This is a genomic window from Thalassococcus lentus (assembly GCF_028023555.1).
Taxonomy (GTDB): Bacteria; Pseudomonadota; Alphaproteobacteria; order Rhodobacterales; family Rhodobacteraceae; genus Thalassococcus_A; species Thalassococcus_A lentus.
The window spans coordinates 152472-171520 of the sequence record NZ_JAQIOY010000004.1; the positions used below are offsets into that span (position 1 = coordinate 152472).

Below are 19049 nucleotides of genomic sequence, written 5' to 3' on the forward strand. Positions count from 1 at the left end.
CCAGAAAATTGCAACCGGGCTGCCGCTATCGCGGCCCGGTTCACCATTTTGACGCGCGAAGGAATTGGGGATGTTGGTTGCAGATCGCATCATAGCAGGGGCCATCATGGCACTGTCCGCGTATTTCATGTGGCACGCGGTTGCCTTACCCATCGGCTGGGAAGGGGAAACAGGCGGTCCGGGTGGCGGCGCGTTTCCGTTTTGGCTGTCGTTGATCATGATGCTTTGCGCAGGCGGGATATTGCTTCGCAGCTTTGCCGCCGACGCGGTTGCCAGCTTTCAGTTTGACCGCTCGATGCTGCGCAGCGTGGTTGCCGTGGTTGCGGCGCTGGTCGTCTGCATTGCACTGATCCCGATCGCGGGCGCCTACATCGCGATCCCGCTGTTCTTGCTTTGGTATCTGAAGGTGTTCGGTGGGCATGGCTGGTTTCTGACCCTGTCGATATCCGTGCTGACACCGGTCTTTTTGTTCTTTTTCTTCGAAGCGACGCTGAAGATCCTGCTGCCAAAGGGCTTTACCGAGCCGCTCTTCTTCCCGCTCTACGCGATGTTTTTCTAAAGGGTCTTTCCAATGGACGTACTTGCGCTTCTGGCCGAAGGCTTTGCAACATCACTGTCGCCACTCAACCTGATGGTGGTCATTCTAGGGGTGACTGCCGGGCTTTTTATCGGCGCGATGCCGGGTCTCGGATCAGTCAATGGTGTGGCAATCGTGTTGCCTTTGACATTCATTGTGCCTCCAAGCTCGGCCATCATTCTACTCGCCGCGATTTACTATGGGGCCATGTACGGCGGGGCGGTTTCGTCGATCCTGCTGGGTATACCGGGCGCATCCACTGCCGTTGCCACCACTTTTGACGGACGGCCCATGGCCCAACAGGGCAAGGCCGGGCTGGCTTTGATCGCAGCGGCTGTGGCCTCGTTTGTGGGCGGAACCATTTCGGTGATCCTGTTCACGCTCTTTGCCGCGCCGCTTGCAGATGTTGCATTGGCGTTTGGTCCGGCTGAGGAATTCGCCTTGGTCTTGATGGCCTTCACCACCTTTGTGGGGCTGGGCGGAGACGACAAACTGAAAACAATCATCATGATCTGTCTGGGTCTGGTCCTGTCCACGGTTGGGCTGGATCTGATTTCTGGCCAGCCGAGACTGATCTTTGGCGACATGCCGGGCTTTTACTCTGGGATATCGTTCCTGGTTCTGGCCATCGGTGTCTACGGCGTCGGCGAAGTTCTCTACACGATCGAAACCTCGAAATCCTCGCCGCAGGTCACCCCCGCCAAGATCACCTTTGGCGAACTCGCCTTGGGCATAAAGGCGATGGGCCGCATTTGGAAAACCATGAGCTTTGGTTCATTCATGGGCTTTTTCGTTGGAATGCTGCCAGCCGCTGGCGCTACGCCGGCATCCCTGATGGCCTATGGCGTCGCCAAGCAAACATCCAAGCACCCTGAAACCTTTGGCAAAGGCAACATCGAGGGTGTTGCAGCACCCGAGACTGCCAACAACGCGGCCTCAACCGGATCGCTTTTGCCGATGCTGACGCTGGGCATTCCCGGCTCGCCCACAACCGCGCTGCTTTTGGGCGGCATGGTGATGTGGGGGCTTGTGCCGGGCCCGATGCTGTTCATCGAACAGCCAGATTTCGTCTGGGGGCTGATCTCATCGCTCTACACGGCCAATTTCGCGGCGGTTCTAATAAACATTGCGCTGATCCCACTTTTTGTCTGGGCACTGCGGATGCCGTTTACGGTGCTCTGCTCAATCGTACTGGTGCTTTGCATCGTGGGCGGCTTCGCGCCGAGCCAGAAAATGCACGACGTCTGGCTGATCGCGGGTTTTGGTGTGGCAGGGTATCTGCTGCGCAAGGCGGATTACCCGCTGGCGCCGCTGGTGCTTGCACTGGTGCTGGGCCCGCTGATGGAAAAGAGCTTTCGCCAGACGCTGATCGCCGAGCAAGGCAACGTGTTTGCCTTTGTTGAGCGGCCCCTGTCCGGAACCTTTATTGCCATTGCCGCGCTTTTCTTTGTGCTGCCCTTCATTAAGTATCTACGCAAGGGCACCCGCAGCGGTATCGCACCAGCGGAGTGAACACGATATGACTGGAACGAGAAACGACAAGGAACGGATTCATGGGGACAACTCTAAAGCAGCTTCTGTCTACCCATCCCGGGGAAGCACCGGCCATCGGAGCGCCGGGCAAAACCTGGCTGAGCTATGGCGGGCTGCGTGCTCTGTCGGATCAGATCCGCAGTCAGCTGCGCGCCGCGGGCGTGGGCCGGACGGATCGGGTGGCCATCGTGCTGCCCAACGGGCCAGACATGGCGACGGCCTTTGTCACTATCGCGCAGTCAGCCACGACAGCCCCACTCAATCCTTCGTACCGCGAGGATGAATACGCGTTCTATCTCGAAGACCTGAAAGCCAAAGCCATTGTGCTGGCCGCAGGCGAAGAGGGCCCGGCCTTTGCAGCAGCGCAACGACTGGGGATCATGGTTCTTCGCTTGCAGAGCGATGCAGAGATTGCAGGGCAGTTTTCGTTGTCCACGGAAGGTGGCACAGAGGTTGCCGATGAGGCGCCGGGCGAAGATGACGTCGCCTTGATCCTGCACACCTCTGGTACCACGTCGCGACCCAAAATCGTGCCGTTGCTGCAAAGCAATGTGGCGGCATCTGCGCAGCATATTGCACATTCCCTGACCCTGTCACCGGCAGACCGCTGCATGAATGTCATGCCGCTGTTCCATATCCATGGATTGCTTGCAGCGGTTTCCGCGTCGCTGGCGTCCGGTGGTTCGATCTTTTGCACGGCGGGGTTCAATGCGATGAACTTCTTCGCGATGATGACCGAGGCACGCCCGACATGGTACACGGCTGTGCCGACAATGCATCAGGCGATCCTGACCCGTGCCGGGCGCAATGCTGACGTAATCCGTGACGTGCCGCTGCGCTTCCTGCGCTCGTCTTCGGCTAGCCTGCCAGCGCAGGTCATGGAACAGCTGCGAGAAACCTTTGGCGCGCCAGTCATCGAAGCCTACGGGATGACCGAAGCGGCGCACCAGATGTGCTGCAATCCGCTGGAACAACAAAAACCCGGCAGTGTCGGTGTCGAGGCAGGCCCGATGGTGCGCATTGCGCACGAAACCGATAACGCTCTGGTCGATGGCACGGGCGAAGTGGTGATCTCTGGCCCGAACGTGACACCGGGTTACGAAAGCAACCCGGACGCCAATCAAAAGAACTTTTTTGAAGCGGACGGACATCGCTGGTTCCGCACCGGCGATCAGGGCGCTTTTGATGCAGATGGTTTCCTGCATCTGACCGGAAGGCTCAAGGAAATCATCAACCGGGGCGGTGAAAAGGTCTCGCCGCTCGAGGTAGATGGCGTCTTGATGGACCATCCGGCCATTCAGCAGGTCGTGACCTTTGCCTTGCCGCACCCAAAGCTCGGCGAGGAAGTGGCGGCTGCCGTGGTTCTGCGCGACGGGCACGAAGCGACGGAACGCGACATCCGCAACTTTGCGCTGGAGCGGCTGGCCGATTTCAAAGCGCCGCGCAAGGTTGTGATCATGGATGAGATCCCCAAGGGCGCAACAGGCAAGATGCAACGCATCGGGTTGGCCGAAAAACTGGGGCTGGCTGAGCCGGCCTGAGCAATTCCCGGCGGCGCGCCTGATGGCAGCCGCCGGAAATTTGCGTATTTTCAAAAAGAAGAAGAAAAGAGGTCGCGCCAAATCCGGTGAGGCCAGTGCAGGGGACTGTGATGAAAATTTGTGTGTTCGGAGCAGGCGCGATTGGCGGCTACATGGGCGTAAAGCTGGCACAGGCGGGCGCAGATGTCAGTCTGGTTGCAAGGGGGCCGCATCTGGCAGCGATGCAGGCTAACGGGCTGAAGCTGGTCGAAGAAGGCGGCAATGAAACCGTTGTGCAGGTCACGGCGTCCAATGATCCGGCGGATATCGGGGAACAGGACTATGTCATCGTTACGCTCAAAGCGCATTCCGTGCCGGGTGTCGTGGACAGGATGCAGCCTTTGATCGGGCCGAACACAACGATTGTCTCTGGTGTGAACGGTGTGCCTTGGTGGTACTTCCACAAGATCGGGACCGACCTTGAAGGCACGCGCCTGCAGACTGTTGATCCCGGGAACAAGCAGTGGGATGGCTTCGGTCCGGATAATGTTTTGGGATGCGTGGTTTACCCGGCTGCAGAAGTGGTTGAGCCGGGGGTGATCAAGCACATCGAAGGCAACCGGTTTTCTCTGGGCGAGCCGGACGGATCAAAATCAGATCGCGCCATGGCGCTCAGCAAAGCGCTTGCGTCGGCTGGATTGAAAGCGCCTGTGCGCCCGCGTCTGCGTGACGAAATCTGGGTCAAGCTTTGGGGCAATCTTTCCTTCAACCCGATCTCGGCGCTGACCCACGCGACGCTGGATGTGCTGTGCACCGATCCGGGCACCCGTGCGGTGGCGCGCGGGATGATGGTAGAAGCGCAGGAAGTCGCTGAAAAGCTTGGCGTTAAGTTTCCGATCGATGTTGAAAAACGCATAGACGGTGGTGCGGCCGTAGGCGCGCATCGGACCTCTATGTGGCAAGATCTGGATATGGGGCGGCCGATGGAAATCGACGCTTTGGTTGGCTCGGTTCAGGAACTGGGACGGATCACGCAGACTCCCACGCCGACGATTGATACAGTTCTGTCATTGATCCAGCTTCGCGGTCGCATGGCCGGTTGCTATGGATAAAGTGTGGTCCAAAACACGACGGTCATAGACGGCAAGTCACTGACGAAAAACATATTCTCCTTGTTTTGGCCTGACTTTGGGTCAACCCCCGCTTGCCATGCTCGGCGACTCGGGTTCTACTAACCAAGTCGACTCCCCCCTTGTCGGAGGGAGACTACTCAGGGAGACAATCATGAAAAAATTCGTACTTGGTGCTATTGCTGCGGCAGGCATGACCATTTCCGGTGGCGCTTCGGCGCAGGAATTCATTTCGATCGGCACGGGCGGCGTGACCGGCGTTTATTATCCGACCGGTGGCGCGATCTGCCGTCTGGTGAACAAGTCTCGTAAAGAGCATGGTATCCGCTGCGCCGTGGAATCCACAGGTGGTTCGGTCTACAACATCAACACCATCAAGGCTGGCGAGCTGGAGTTTGGCGTTGCGCAGTCTGACTGGCAATACCACGCCTATAACGGCACGTCCAAATTTGCGGACAACCCATTCCCGGAAGTGCGCGCCGTCATGTCGGTACACCCAGAGCCCTTCACACTATTGGTGCGCGGCGACAGCGGCATCGACAGCTTTGAAGGCCTCAAGGGCAAGCGCGTAAACGTCGGCAACCCCGGTTCCGGTCAGCGCGCAACCATGGAAGTGGTTATGGAAGCCTTTGGCATTGGTATGGACGACTTTGCACTCGCGACCGAGTACAAGGGTTCGGAAATGGCCAAGCAAATCTGTGACGGCAACATCGACGCCATGATCTACACGATCGGCCACCCGGCTGCTGCGATCAAAGAAGCCACTACCACATGTGACGTGAAACTGGTGAACGTGTCCGGTGCGGCGATCGACAAGCTGGTTGCTGACAACCCATACTACCGTGTCGCAACAATTCCCGGCGGCATGTATGCAGGCAATGATCAGGAAACCACGACCTTCGGTGTTGGTGCGACCTTTGTGACATCTGCCAATGTGCCAGAAGAAACCGTTTATGTCGTGGCAAAGGCTGTGATGGAAAACATCGACGATTTCAAACAGTTGCACCCGGCGTTCGCAAACCTTGATGCAAAACAGATGGTCAAGGACGGTCTGTCGGCACCGCTGCACCCCGGTGCGGAACGTGCTTACAAAGAACTGGGTCTGATGGACTAATCAGTATTTGGATGCGCCCGGGGAAACCTGGGCGCATTCGCCTTTTAGGCAATTTTCAAAGACATACGTTTTCCGGGGGGTAAGCATGAGCCAGAATGCGAACGAGGCGCGCAGCGCCGACGATATGGTAGCCGAGGCCGATACCGGCGCGCGGAACCCATCGACCAAATGGCAGGCCAATCTGATTATCGGCACCTGTATCGTCTGGTCTCTGTTCCAGCTCTACATCGCCTCCAAGTTGCCGGGCATCGTTGCGCAGGCCACTGGCATGTCGATCTTTGCGAATATCGTGGCGCAAGCCCGTTTCGTGCATTTGGCGTTTGCCATCATGTTGGCAACGCTGGCCTTTCCTTTGTTCAAATCCTCACCAAGAGATCGCATTCCGCTCTATGACTGGGCGCTGGTGATCCTGGGTGTTGCGGCCTGTTTGTACCTCGTGGTTTTCCGCTTTGAGATCGCGGACCGTCCGGGGCTGTGGAACAGTACAGACGTCACCATGTCGATCATCGGCATGGCCGTTCTGATGGTATCGGTCTACCGGTCGCTCGGGTTGCCTCTGGTTATCATCGCCAGCTGTTTCATCGCATTTGCCTTCTTTGGCGGGTACTCGGAATGGGCGCGCAACATCACCAACTACGGCGGCTCTTCCCTGTCCAAGGCCTTGGGCCACTACTGGATGCAGACCGAGGGCGTCTTTGGTGTGGCGCTGGGCGTGTCCACTTCCATGATCTTCCTGTTTGTTCTGTTTGGTGCGCTTCTGGATCGCGCCGGTGGCGGGAACTGGTTTATCAAGGTTGCCATCGCCCTGCTGGGTGCGTTGCGCGGCGGGCCGGCCAAAGCGTCGGTTTTGTCTTCAATGATGACCGGGATGATTTCGGGCTCGTCCATCGCCAACACCGTGACGACAGGTACCTTTACAATTCCGCTGATGAAGCGCATCGGCTTTCCGGCTGAAAAGGCCGGTGCGGTCGAGGTTGCAAGCTCGACCAACGGTCAGCTGACCCCGCCGGTGATGGGGGCTGCGGCCTTCCTGATGGTGGAATATGTGAACATTCCTTACATCGAAGTGGTCAAGCATGCCTTTTTGCCAGCGGTCATCAGTTATATCGCTCTGCTCTACATCGTGCATCTTGAAAGCCTGAAGATGGGCTTGGAAGGGTTGAAGAAACCCGGCCGCCGGATCGGCGTCATGATGATCATGATCCTCTTCTTGTCGGGCTTTATCTTCCTTGGAATTCTGACCTTTCTGATGATCGGTCTGCGCGCTGTTCTTGATCCGGTCATGGGCGAGTCGGTCTATGCCTCAGTCGCTTTGATTGCGGTGATCTATATTGCGCTGCTTTGGGTCGCGGCCCGCTATCCCGAGATTGAGGACGACAGCGACAGCGAAGGTGCCCCAGTGGCGCCGCGGCTGACACCGACCCTGATCGGTGGCCTCTACTTTGCCATCCCGATCTTTATCCTCGTGTGGAACCTGATGGTGCGCACAGAAGGATTGGAACGGTTGTCGCCAGCGCTTTCGGCCTTCTGGGCAACGGTCTTTATGATCATCATTGCCCTGACGCACCGCCCGATCAAAGCGTTCTTCCGTGGGCAGGGCCATGCCGAAGCGCTGGTGCAGGGCTGGCGCGATTTCGTGAACGGCCTGATCCTTGGTGCGCGCAACATGATCGGGATCGGTGTCGCCACCGGTGCTGCGGGTATCATCGTCGGCACCATCAGCCTGACTGGGGCCCATCAGGTTATCGGACAGGTGATCGAGGTGATTTCGGGCGGCAATCTGATTATCCTGCTGGTTCTGGTGGCCGTGCTGTCGCTGATCCTTGGAATGGGCTTGCCGACAACGGCAAACTACATCGTGGTTTCCAGCCTCATGGCGCCGGTTATCGTCAGCGTGGGTGCGCAGGCGGGTCTGATCGTGCCGCTGATCGCTGTGCACATGTTTGTCTTCTACTTTGGCATTCTGGCGGATGACACGCCGCCCGTGGGTCTTGCGGCCTATGCGGCGGCTGCGATCAGCCGCGGCGATCCGATCAAGACCGGTGTGCAGGGCTTTGCCTACGACATCCGTACAGCGCTGCTGCCGTTCCTGTTCATCTTCAACACCGATTTGTTGTTGATCGATGTGGGGCCACTCAAAGCGGTCTTTGTCTTCTTCATAGCGCTGACAGCCATGCTTCTCTTTGCGGCGGCCACGCAGGGCTATTTCATAGCCAAGTCGAGAAAGTGGGAAACGGCGGTTCTGCTGTTGATTGCCTTCATGCTGTTCCGACCCGGGTTCTTCCTGAACCAGATCTCGGATCAGTACATCACTGCCGAAGGCCCTGCTGCCTTGACGCTGATGGAGGGGGCCGAAACTGGCGAACAGGTGCGCCTGACCATTTCCGGACCTGATTTCGACAACGGCGAATTGCGTCCGACGACGATCACGCTTCCGGCGATGGCTGGCGATGCAATGGGGGCTTTGACGGATCAGGGCCTGACTGTGCTGGAAGAGGACGGCAAGCTGCTGCTGGACGAACCTTTCCCCGGCACACCGCACTTCGAAACGCTCGGCGTCGAATATGACTACTACGGCGATTCACCTGTGGTGATCTCTGCCGTGCAGATCGAAAACGAACGTATGGCCAAGGAATGGTTCTTTATTCCGGCTTTGTTGATGCTGATCGGGATTGTTCTGGTTCAGCGTCGCCGTGCGACACAACCGGCCTTCTGAGGAGACAGGATATGTTCAACAAGATTCTTCTGGCCATTGACCTCAATGAACCCAAAGGGGCCGCACGGGCGGCGGCGGCGGTGCAGCGCATGGTTGGGCAAGAGCCTGCTGAAGTGCACGTGATCAACGTGGTACCCGATATGGGCATGGCGATTGTTGGCGCGGCTTTTGCGGCAGATCACAGCAAAACGATGAAGCGCGAAGTCGGGGAAGCCCTGGCTGAATGGGCCAAGGATGCGCTCCCCGGTCTCGAGCCGACGCTGCATGTTCAGCAGGGTACAATCTATGACATGATCCTGCGATCCGCGAACGATCTGGATGTCGACGCGATCGTTGTTGGGGCCCACCGGCCCGAGTTGCGGGACTACCTTATGGGTCCCAACGCGGCGCGGGTCGTCCGGCATGCGCGTCAGTCGGTTTTCGTGGTCCGATAGGCACCTTTAGGCAGCAAAGGGTCGATCTGCGCGGGCGCTTCAGTGCGCCCGCGATCCGTAAAGCCTGCGCATAATCAATGGTGTGAGGTACATTGGCAGCTGATAGCAGCCGATGAACACCATTAACGGTGCGGTTACTTCGGGCGGGAGTGACACCAGAAAAAGCGCGACATTCCGGTTCCCGGCGATCAGGGATATGGGAAGCGCATGGTCGCGGGGCATTCTGTTGCGGGTCAGGTGCCAGACAATGGCCTGACCGCCGAGGTTGGCCAAGAGAACAAAGCCCAGCCAAAAGGCAACCTTGCCGGGCTCGCTCAGCGCCACGGTGCTGACCTGTGGCATCAGACCGATCACAAAGACCGCAAGCGCGATTGCCGAAACACCCTCAAGGCGGGCTTCCTGTGTGGGTGACGGGGTGCGCAGAAAGTTCCGCCGCAGGGCCATTGCGACAACCGTGACAACGCTGATGGTAATCAGCAACGTCAGGGCCGCGCCGCTTACAGCCCCAGATCCACCAAGCGCTGGCAGGAGCCAGAACACGGGCAGGATTGTCAAAGGCATCAGGGCGGTGCCTGCCACCATCAAACGCATGGCGTGATCCGGTGCGGCTCCAAGCATCATCGAGATGTTCGGGCTGCCCATAATCGACGGCGCTGCCAGCATCAGCGTCAGCGCCAGAACTGGCAGGCTGTCCTGTATGCCCATTGCACGAGCGAGCAGAACCACGGTCAGTGGCGCCATCAATTGCAGCGCCAGAGCGGTAAGCAGAACACGCGGCACGTCTGACAGAGATCCGATCAGCGCCGAAGGCCGGATGCGCAGCACCGAGACGAACAGCAGGACGACCACCAAGACCGGTAACCATGGTCGCAGCACCGCCGCCAAAGAGGGCAGGGCTAGCCCGACGGCCAGCCCTGCAACGAGTACCCATGGCCCGTGTCGGGCCGCGGCGATCAACGGATCCACGTGTTATCCACCCGGACTTTGCCGAACGTTGTCTGGTAGCCAAGTTGCCAGATCAGGGAACACGATGAGGACGAAAACCATCAGCACCATGATCAGGAACATTGGGATGGCCGCCTTGGCGATGTAGCCCATCTCATGGTTGGTCATGCCCTGCAGCACGAACAGGTTGAACCCGATCGGTGGCGTGATCTGCGCCATTTCCACGACGACCACGATAAAGATGCCGAACCAGATCATGTCGATACCTGCTTCGCGGACCATGGGTTCGACCACGGCCATGGTCAGCACCACCGAGGAAATCCCGTCGAGAAAACAACCAAGGATGATGTAGAACACCAACAGCACCATCAGCAGCTCGAAACGGCTGAGCTCAAAGGTGGCGATCAGGTCGGCCAGGCCGCGCGGCAGGCCGGTAAAGCCCATCGCCAGACTTAGGAAAGCCGCACCGGCGAGGATCAGCGCAATCATGGCGCTGGTGCGGGTGGCCCCCATCAGGCTTTCGGCAAAGGTGCCCCAGTTCAGCGAGCCTTGAACCGCCGCCAGAACAAGCGCGCCGATGACGCCGATTGCCGCTGCTTCGGTTGCTGTTGCGTAGCCCAGGAACATTGAGCCGATCACGACAGCGATCAGGCACATCACAGGGATCAGAAACCGCGAATTTCGCAGCTTTTCGGCAATAGTCATGCCGGTGTCCTGCAGCGGTTTCCAGTCACGTGCGAGCAGCGAGTAGGCCGCCACATAGGCCATGAACATTGAGGCCAGAACCAGTCCCGGCAAGATGCCTGCAAAGAACAGCTTGATGATACTTTCGTTGATCGACACGCCGTAGACGATCAGTGTCAGCGAAGGCGGGATCATCAGACCCAGTGTGGCAGCGCCTGCCAGCGTGCCAATGACCATGTGTTCGGGGTATTCCCGCTTGCGCAATTCCGGGATCGACATTTTGCCCACCGTGGTCAGCGTCGCAGCGGAAGAACCAGAGACCGCCGCAAAGACCGTGCAGCCCACGATGTTGGTGTGCACCAATCCTCCGGGTAGCCGGGCCATCCATGGCGCCAGTCCGCGGAACATGTCTTGGCTCAGCCGGGTTCTGAACAGGATTTCCCCCATCCAGATGAACAGCGGCAACGCGGTGAGTGTCCAGCTTGAGGACGCGCTCCAGATGGTGGTTGCCATCCGGTCACCGGTTGGTCCCGTGGCAAACAGCTCCATCCCGACAAAGGCAACGCCGATCAGGGCAAGCCCGACCCAGACGCCTGCGCCGAGCAGGGTAAAGAGCACAAAGAGAAACAGGATGATGACATAAGCCTGATCCATGGCACTTACTCCGATTGGCTGTCAGTGACGTCGCGCACGATGCGGTGCTGTCCGGTCACGAGAAGGGAAATGAGATTGTCCGTCAGAGCGATGGCCAGAATGACCATCCCGACGAGCATTGTGCTTTGTGGAATCCACAGCGGTGTGGCGTCCTGTCCTTGGCTCACGTCGTTGAATTTGATCGCGAAACCCAGCATCCGGTAGGCATAGTAACTCACGTACCAAGCGGCAGCGGTTCCTACGGCAAAACAGAAGATTTCCAGAAAGTAGCGACCACGCGGGGGCAGGGCATTCAGCACGATGGACACGCGAATGTGGCTGCCCTTCATCAAGGCATTGGCAAAGGCAAAGAACGACGCCGCGGCCATTGCATAGCCTGCGTAGTCAGGCGCGCCGGGAAAGACCTCTCCGGTCCAACGAGCCAGCATCTGAAGTACAATCAGTGTAAGGATGATAATCAGGCACAGCGCGGCAAGTACGCCCGCTGCCGTGTATAGCCCGTCGAGGGTTTTGCGTATCATGTCGGATTTCCAAGCATAAAAATAGCGCTCCGCCACAGACAGGCGGAGCGCTTTGGTTTGCTTACTGCATGGACTTGAAGGTTTCGACGATGGATGCGCCGTCGTCACCTGCTGCTTCGAGCCATTCTGCGGTCATCGTTTCACCAATGACTTTCAGCTCGTCCACCAGCGTGTCGCCTGCGCGCTGCACGGTCATGCCACCGGCGGCCAGCCCGTCGAGTGTGAACTGGGTGTAGGCCTTGGAAGCGGCCAGACCGTCAGCTGCGGCCGTATCGGCACAGGCCTGAATGGCGCCCTGTGTGGCTTCGTCGAGGCCGCCCCAGACATCCGAGTTCACCATGACGTGGTTGAATGGCAGCCAGGCGTCCACTTCGTAGAAGTGTGTCAGCGATTCCCAAACCTTGCGGTCATAGCCTGTTGCACCGGATGAGATCATCGATTCCGCGACGCCGGTGGCGAACGCCTGGCTGATTTCAGCCGCTTCGATGGTGACGGGCAGCATGCCTGTCAGTTCCGCCAGACGCGCTGTGGCGTTGGAGTAGGAGCGGAACTTGATGCCTTCCATATCGGCAACCGAATTGACTTCTTTCTTGAAGTAGAAGCCCTGTGGCGGCCATGGCACCGAATACAGCAGCGTCAGGTTCTGATCTGCGAGCACTTCGGTCAGCTTGGGTTTGGCTGCTTCCATCAGCTTGCCGGATGCTTCAAACGAGGTGGCAAGGAAAGGCACCGAGTCAAAGCCGAAGACGGCATTTTCGTTCTGGTGGCCGGACAGCAGACGTTCGCCGATCGGAACCTGACCGGTCTGGATCGCGCGCTTGATGTCAGCCCCTTTGAAGAGCGAGCCGGATGCGTGGACCGTAATGTCGATGGCGCCCGAGGTGCCTTCGCGTACGCAGTCAGCGAATTTCACGCCGTTTTCCGAATGGAAGTTGGACGCCGAATAAGCCATCGGCATGTCCCACTTCTGCGCGTGGCCGTCCGCAAGAACAGGTGCCGCGGTGGTCGCGGTCAGGGCTGTTGCCAGCATTAGGTTTGTTAGTGTTTTCATCTGTCTTTCTCCTTGTTGAATTGATGTGCCTCTTTGTCAGAGGTCTGGTCTTGCTCTACGCCCAGCGTGCGGGCGCATATGCCTCTACGTCAATGTTGGGTGTGCGTCCTCCGATCATCTGCGCCAGCAAACGCCCGGTTTTTGGCCCCCCCGTTAGGCCGATGTGGTGATGGCCAAAGCCCATCCATGCGCCCTTGAGGCCCGGAACGGCACCGATGGCAGGGATAGAATCGGCTGGTGCAGGCCGATGGCCCATCCACTCGACTTCGTTTTTCCAAGTGAGCCCCGGAATGGCGGCGCGGATATTGCGGCGCAGCAGGTCAAGCGGCGCTTTGGAGACCGCCGTCTTGAGCCCGCCGAATTCAACGATCCCGGCCAGTCTGATCCGGCCATCCATCGGGGTTGCAACGAATTTTCCCGATGCGATCATGACCGGCGCCTTGGGCATCACCGATGGTTCCCACAGTTCCAGATGGTAGCCGCGTTCGGTTTCGAGCGGCACATTCATTCCCAGTTTTCCGGCCAATCCGCCCGACCAAGCACCCAGCGCAATAACGGCATCGTCACAGGCAATCGTATCACCACCTGCGCGCACACCGGTGACTTTGCCGCCTTCACGGACGATGTCCTGCACGTCCGCCTTGATGAAAGTGCCGCCCTGCGCTTCGAAGTGTTTCGCCAAAGCTTTGACATATCCGCCGGGGTCGGTGATGCGACCGTGATCGCCCAGCCGAACGGCAAAGTTGATGTCGGGGGTAAAGATCGAATCGTAGTCGCGAAAGGCTGCGCCTTCCAGTTCATCCCAGGTAAAACCCGCCTCGCGCCGTAGGTTCCAACCGAATGAGTCGGCCTCATAATGGCCGCGCGTGTCGTAGAGATAGAGATAGTCCGACGGCACAATAAAGCGTTCAGCCGGCGTTCCCGCACTTAACGCCTGATGATCGGCAAGGCTGTCGCCAACGATCGGCAGCAGGGCCTCGGCAATGCGTTTGGTGTCCGTCGCATTCGCGTGGCCAAGGTATTGCCGCAGCCAAGGTGCCAGTTTGGGAAGATAGGCCCATTTTAGAAACAGCGGCTGGTTCGGGTCCATCAACATGCGCGGCGCTTTTCGCAGCAGTCCGGGGACTGTGACAGGCACAACCGCGCAGGATGCGAGCACGCCACCGTTGCCATGGCTCGCGCCTTCAGCCGGTCCCTTGCGATCGATCAGAACAACCTCGTGTCCATCACGTTGCAGCCACAGGGCTGTAGATACCCCGACGATACCGGCTCCTATGATGGCGATCTTTTGGCTCACGAACGTGGCCTCCTCATGTTCTTCAGGGATGCTGGCACAGTGAAACTCATTTCGTCAAGAAAATGTTGACATTTTGTCAGTGAATGACATTCTGGCAGCATGAGCCCTTCTTCTTTTGGTCCCGTCGTATCCTCTGCTCACCTCGCCCAAAGCGGGTTCCCACAGGTGTCTGAGCTTGAGTTTGGTTTGATTATTGCGTCGAACGCATTCAATCGCTGGGTGGTCCGCGCCATGAGCGCAGCAGGCTACCCGGAATTGTCGTCGTTGGATGTATTGATCCTGCACAGCGTTTATCACCGCGATCGGCCGAAAAAGCTGGCGGATATCTGTCTGGTGCTGAACGTGGAAGACACGCATATCGTCAATTACGCGATCAAGAAGCTGGCCAAGGCGGGGCTTGTTGAGCTGGGCCGCGCGGGTAAGGAAAAGACCGTCGCTGCGTCCACGCTTGGCGCGCAAGCCTGCGAAAAGTACCGAGAAATCCGAGAAGATCTTTTGCTTCGCGGCATCAAGGATGCCGGTGTCGAGGCCGAACAGATGAGCCGCCTTGCGGCCTTGCTGCGGCTTATGTCGGGGCAATACGATCAGGCGGCGCGCGCGGCGACCGCGTTTTAGCGGGCGCACCATCATTCTGCAGACCCCCGTAGGGCGTATTTTTCAACTTTGTCAGGGTCGGGTTGAATGCCAAGACCGGCGTTTTGCGGAACCACAACCTGTCCGTCACGGATCACAAAGGCCGATTCCAGAATGTCCTCGGTCAGGTAGTATTTCGACTGATAAAACTCGCAGCCAAGTGTGATTTCCGGGGTGGCTGCAATCAAGTGGGTGCCCGCCAGATGGGCCAGGCCGCTCTCGAACATGTCTCCGCCATAGGCTGTCATGCCATTGGCCGCAGCCATCCGCGCGACGGTTTGAGCGCGGGTCAGCCCGCCGGCTTTCATGATCTTGATCGATACCCCATCGCAGATTCCCTCCCGCGTGGCCCGGGCCATGTCTTCGGGGCCAAATACGCTTTCATCCGCCAGCAGGGGCACGTCGATTTGATCCCGGATGCGGGCCATCAGGTCGAATTGATGGGCCGCAACTGGTTGTTCGATAAAGTCGGGCTGCATGGACGCGACATCCATGACCCTGACCTCAGCATCTTCGGGAGTCAGGCCCTGATTGAAGTCCACGCGGACCCGAAGGCTGGGGAAATCCTTGGCGATCGTTTCGAGGCGCATCATGTCAAAGCGATGGCCTGCGATTCCGGCCTTTAGTTTGATCAGCCCGACACTGTCGGACACCAATCGCTCCAACAGCGCAATGTCGGCGCTGAAATCAGGGTTCGCAATCGATACGGAAAGCGGGATGGTCGAACGGCACTGCCCGCCCAACAGCGACCAGACCGGCTGATTGGTGATACGTCCTGTCAGATCCAGCAGGGCGGTTTCCAGTGCGGCCTTGGCTTCGGTGCAATGGGCGACGCAGCGGGCCGCATCTTGCATCATGGCCGCGCGGTCCGACAGGCGGCGGCCCACCACATGAGGCCGGATGTATCGATCCAAAGCGGCAAAGCTGGCCTCGGGTGAGCCGGTGAATACTGACCATGGCGATGCCTCGCCCCAGCCAACGGTTCCGTCCTCGGCAGTCAGGCGCAAAACCACGATTTCGCAACTGCCGGCCACGGTCCCAATTCCATGATCGCGACGCGAAACAACTGGAAGCGAAAGATGCCAGACTGCCATCTCGGCAATGGTTTGATTGAGTTCGGTCACTAGTTTCCCCCGTGCCCAATCAGAGTGCCAAGGGAAGATCATCATTTCCAATACAAATATTTACATCAGGTATCACATAAATTTATGGTGTCTGGCATGTCCTTACGCTTTCGCCAACTTCAGGCCTTTCACGCCGTCATTGAAACAGGGACGGTCACCGCCGCGGCTGGGCAGCTTGGCATTTCGCAACCGGGCCTTTCCAACCTGCTCGGGCAGTTGGAGCGAGAGGTGCGGTTTTCGCTGTTCGACCGAAAGCGAGGCCGCTTGGTTCCCACCACCGAAGCAGAGGTGTTGTTCAGAGAGGTGGATACAGTTGTGCGCGGCCTCGATCATGTGGCGCAGGCTGTTTCGGACTTGCAAAACAAACAGGCCGGCCAGCTTCAGGTCGCGTGCCAGCATTCAATGTCGTTCGATTTCTTGCCGCGCGTCATTGCCCGGTTCTCACAAAGCCGTCCGGATTTGGCAATTTCGTTCCAGTCTCAATACTCAACCAAGATTCAGGAATGGGTCGCGGCTGGATTGTTCGAGATCGGCATTTGCGAGATGCCCTTGCTGCACGATGGCTTTGTTGTACGGCGTTTGCATTTTGAAACCCGTATCGCACTGCCAGAAGGCAACCCCTTGGCGCAGTATGACGAACTGACGCCCGAGTTGCTGGAAGGCCAGCCTTTCATCATGATGGGGTCGGAACACATGACCCACCGCCGTTTGCGCGAAGCGTTCCAGAATTCCGGCGTGCCACTAAGGCCAAGGGTTCATTCCCACCTTTTCCGTAATTTGCTCAGTTTTGTAAAAGAAGGGATGGGAGTGGCTTTGCTTGATCCGTTTGCGATGGAGTTCGACAACAGCGGCGGGTTCGTCTCGCGGTCGTTCCGGCCACGCATCTTGATGGACATGGCGATCATCACCTCTAGCGCGCGTCCGCTATCATCCGTTGGTGCCGAATTTGTCGAAACGTTGCTAAGAGAGATTGAGCCTTATCTTGTTGCAGCCCCGTCCAAAGGTCGTGACGGCACCCAAGCATAACCGTCCGGGCACAAAAGATAGCATTCACGCAGACCGTGGGGCTTGTCCGTCGGCGGTTGAAGAATCGTCATGCCGTGGTCTTCGGCGCGGGCTGCGGCAACATCAGGGTCTGTATCATAGAGGCGTAATTCAGCACCGGCACCGCGCGGCGGATTTTCGGGCAGCAGGCCCAGATAAGGGTTTGCGGAATAGGTCCCGTCTGCGTGCAGCTGAAACACGGCAGTCCCATATCGTAGAATGGCAAAGTCAGCACTGATCTGATGCGCCGTCATGTCGAATACGGCGCTAAGCATTGAACAATGTAGTTGGACATCCCGCACGAGCAGGTTGACCCCCATGCCTCGCAGGCTGGCGCCAAAGGCATCGGCTGAAACGGTATCGTAATCCATTGGCGTCCCCTTGCTGCCAGAGGTTGAAGCCCGCCCCGCAAACTGTCAACCTGCGCCAATAATGAAAAGACGGAGTAAATCATGCAGGATCACCGGGCCACGGCGGTAACAAAGACACCGGACGTACCACAGCCGCAGATGTTTGAAGACGCCGACAAGGCGGTCGATCAGCTTTGTGATCTTTATGATTTGGCCTGCGATTTTCTGCGCCGCGAATTTCAGTCCGCAATGGAAAGTGGTCATCCCGGTACCAGAATCCGGGCGTATTATCCCGAAATCCGTATTCAAACCACGAGCTTTGCCAAGGTCGACAGCCGCCTGAGTTTCGGTCACGTGTCAGAGCCGGGGATCTACGCAACGACGGTCACCAGACCGGCGATGTTCCGGCATTACCTGAGGCAACAGATCAGTTTGCTGATGACGCATCATGGTATTTGCGTGCAGATCGGGGTGTCGGATACGCCCATGCCGGTCCATTTCGCGGTTGCCAACCATGGGGACATCACCGTTCCACAAGAGGGCGCGGCGGACTTTATCTTGCGTGACGTCTTTGACGTGCCGGATCTTGAGACGACGAACGACGATATCGTAAACGGTGTCGCGCAGCCCGCCGAAGACGGGGCTCGTCCGCTGGCCCCTTTCACAGCGCAGCGCGTGGATTACTCGCTGGCCCGCTTGTCTCATTATACGGCGACGGAACCTCACCATTTTCAGAACCATGTTCTCTTTACGAACTATCAGTTCTATGTGTCCGAGTTTGAGGCCTATGCCCGCGCGCAGCTTGCCGATCCCAACAGCGGCTACACCAGCTTTGTCAGCACTGGGAACGTCGAAATATCGGATCCGGATGCCGAAATTCCCCCGACAGCCAAGATGCCCCAGATGCCGACCTATCACCTGAAACGAAAGGGCGGCGCTGGTATCACCTTGATCAACATCGGCGTCGGGCCGTCAAATGCCAAGACCGCGACAGATCACGTGGCGGTTTTGCGGCCCCATGCATGGGTCATGGTTGGTCACTGTGCCGGGCTGCGGAATTCACAATCTTTGGGTGATTTCGTGCTCGCCCACGCGTATCTTCGCGAAGACAAGGTGTTGGACGATGACCTGCCGGTCTGGGTGCCGGTTCCCGCTTTGGCCGAAATTCAGATCGCGCTCGAAGGCGCGGTAGCGGGCGAAACCCAGTTGACCGGTTTTGACCTAAAGCGCGTGATGCGTACCGGCACTGTTGCCTCTGTAGACAACCGGAATTGGGAGCTGCGCGAACACGAAGGGCCCGTGCAGCGCCTTAGCCAGTCGCGGGCCATTGCCTTGGATATGGAAAGCGCGACGATTGCCGCCAACGGTTTTCGGTTTCGCGTTCCCTATGGAACGCTCTTGTGCGTATCGGACAAACCGCTGCATGGTGAGCTGAAGTTGCCGGGCATGGCCTCCGACTTTTACAAAACGCAGGTCGCACGGCATCTGATGATCGGGATTCGGGCGATGGAGTCGTTGCGCGAAATGCCACTTGAGCGAATCCACAGTCGGAAATTGCGCAGCTTTGAAGAGACTGCCTTCCTCTGACGCAGGGGAAATTCGGCAAAATCAGCCAAAAAACCCCTATAAATCGCATATTCTGGAACCACTAGGCGTTGTGTTTTGCGCCTATATCCGGTTTTATCTTGCGACAGAGGCCCAACTGGTGGGCAGTGAAGGAGA

General features: G+C 58.2%; 17 protein-coding genes. 10 read left to right on the top strand and 7 right to left on the bottom strand.

Features of this window, described 5'->3' with window-relative positions; genetic code table 11:
- The first annotated feature begins 70 nt into the window (after window positions 1–70).
- The 7 genes from PFY00_RS13410 to PFY00_RS13440 all read left to right on the top strand — a co-directional run bounded on the left by PFY00_RS13410 (window position 71) and on the right by PFY00_RS13440 (window position 9024).
- Complete coding sequence (locus PFY00_RS13410; RefSeq protein ID WP_271433082.1) at window positions 71–559, top strand: tripartite tricarboxylate transporter TctB family protein; 489 nt, start codon at window positions 71–73, stop codon at window positions 557–559.
- 12 nt (window positions 560–571) lie between these two features.
- A complete protein-coding gene (locus PFY00_RS13415; protein ID WP_271433083.1) occupies window positions 572–2089 on the top strand; it encodes a tripartite tricarboxylate transporter permease in 1518 nt (505 codons plus the stop codon).
- 41 nt (window positions 2090–2130) lie between these two features.
- A complete protein-coding gene (locus PFY00_RS13420) occupies window positions 2131–3651 on the top strand; it encodes an acyl--CoA ligase (RefSeq protein WP_271433084.1) in 1521 nt (506 codons plus the stop codon).
- A gap of 110 nt (window positions 3652–3761) precedes the next feature.
- On the top strand, window positions 3762–4742 hold the full coding sequence (locus tag PFY00_RS13425) for a 2-dehydropantoate 2-reductase (RefSeq protein ID WP_271433085.1): 981 nt from the start codon (window positions 3762–3764) through the stop codon (window positions 4740–4742).
- A gap of 172 nt (window positions 4743–4914) precedes the next feature.
- Window positions 4915–5874: a TAXI family TRAP transporter solute-binding subunit gene (locus tag PFY00_RS13430; protein WP_271433086.1), complete on the top strand. Its 960-nt coding sequence runs from the start codon at window positions 4915–4917 to the stop codon at window positions 5872–5874.
- Between the two features lie 85 nt (window positions 5875–5959).
- Window positions 5960–8590, top strand: a complete 2631-nt coding sequence (locus PFY00_RS13435) for a TRAP transporter permease (protein WP_271433087.1) — start codon at window positions 5960–5962, stop codon at window positions 8588–8590.
- An 11-nt stretch (window positions 8591–8601) separates the two neighbouring features.
- Window positions 8602–9024, top strand: a complete 423-nt coding sequence (locus PFY00_RS13440) for a universal stress protein (protein WP_271433088.1) — start codon at window positions 8602–8604, stop codon at window positions 9022–9024.
- A gap of 39 nt (window positions 9025–9063) precedes the next feature.
- On the opposite strand, the gene PFY00_RS13445 is transcribed toward PFY00_RS13440, so the two are convergent.
- From PFY00_RS13445 to PFY00_RS13465, 5 genes are all read right to left on the bottom strand, one after another.
- Complete coding sequence (locus PFY00_RS13445; RefSeq protein WP_271433089.1) at window positions 9064–9990, bottom strand: hypothetical protein; 927 nt, start codon at window positions 9988–9990, stop codon at window positions 9064–9066.
- Window positions 9991–9993: 3 nt separating this feature from the next.
- On the bottom strand, window positions 9994–11307 hold the full coding sequence (locus PFY00_RS13450; RefSeq protein ID WP_271433090.1) for a TRAP transporter large permease: 1314 nt from the start codon (window positions 11305–11307) through the stop codon (window positions 9994–9996).
- Window positions 11308–11312: 5 nt separating this feature from the next.
- On the bottom strand, window positions 11313–11828 hold the full coding sequence (locus PFY00_RS13455; RefSeq protein WP_271433091.1) for a TRAP transporter small permease: 516 nt from the start codon (window positions 11826–11828) through the stop codon (window positions 11313–11315).
- Window positions 11829–11889: 61 nt separating this feature from the next.
- A complete protein-coding gene (locus PFY00_RS13460) occupies window positions 11890–12879 on the bottom strand; it encodes a TRAP transporter substrate-binding protein (RefSeq protein ID WP_271433092.1) in 990 nt (329 codons plus the stop codon).
- Window positions 12880–12934: 55 nt separating this feature from the next.
- The gene (locus tag PFY00_RS13465) at window positions 12935–14176 is read right to left on the bottom strand and encodes an NAD(P)/FAD-dependent oxidoreductase (RefSeq protein WP_271433093.1); all 1242 of its coding nucleotides are present in this window, start codon (window positions 14174–14176) and stop codon (window positions 12935–12937) included.
- 99 nt (window positions 14177–14275) lie between these two features.
- Between PFY00_RS13465 and PFY00_RS13470 the strand changes: the two genes are divergently transcribed.
- Complete coding sequence (locus PFY00_RS13470) at window positions 14276–14791, top strand: winged helix DNA-binding protein (protein WP_271433094.1); 516 nt, start codon at window positions 14276–14278, stop codon at window positions 14789–14791.
- A gap of 11 nt (window positions 14792–14802) precedes the next feature.
- Here the strand turns inward: PFY00_RS13470 and PFY00_RS13475 are convergent, their stop codons facing one another.
- Window positions 14803–15933, bottom strand: coding sequence for an enolase C-terminal domain-like protein (locus tag PFY00_RS13475; protein ID WP_333908213.1), 1131 nt, complete (start codon window positions 15931–15933; stop codon window positions 14803–14805).
- 96 nt (window positions 15934–16029) lie between these two features.
- On the opposite strand from PFY00_RS13475, the gene PFY00_RS13480 reads away from it, so the two are divergent.
- The gene (locus tag PFY00_RS13480) at window positions 16030–16959 is read left to right on the top strand and encodes a LysR family transcriptional regulator (protein WP_271433095.1); all 930 of its coding nucleotides are present in this window, start codon (window positions 16030–16032) and stop codon (window positions 16957–16959) included.
- Here the strand turns inward: PFY00_RS13480 and PFY00_RS13485 are convergent.
- Window positions 16911–17348 (bottom strand): VOC family protein, encoded by a 438-nt coding sequence (locus tag PFY00_RS13485; RefSeq protein WP_271433096.1) that lies wholly within the window; start codon window positions 17346–17348, stop codon window positions 16911–16913. The genes PFY00_RS13480 and PFY00_RS13485 overlap by 49 nt on opposite strands.
- An 81-nt stretch (window positions 17349–17429) precedes the next feature.
- On the opposite strand from PFY00_RS13485, the gene PFY00_RS13490 reads away from it, so the two are divergent.
- Complete coding sequence (locus tag PFY00_RS13490; RefSeq protein WP_271433097.1) at window positions 17430–18914, top strand: AMP nucleosidase; 1485 nt, start codon at window positions 17430–17432, stop codon at window positions 18912–18914.
- Window positions 18915–19049 lie beyond the last annotated feature (135 nt).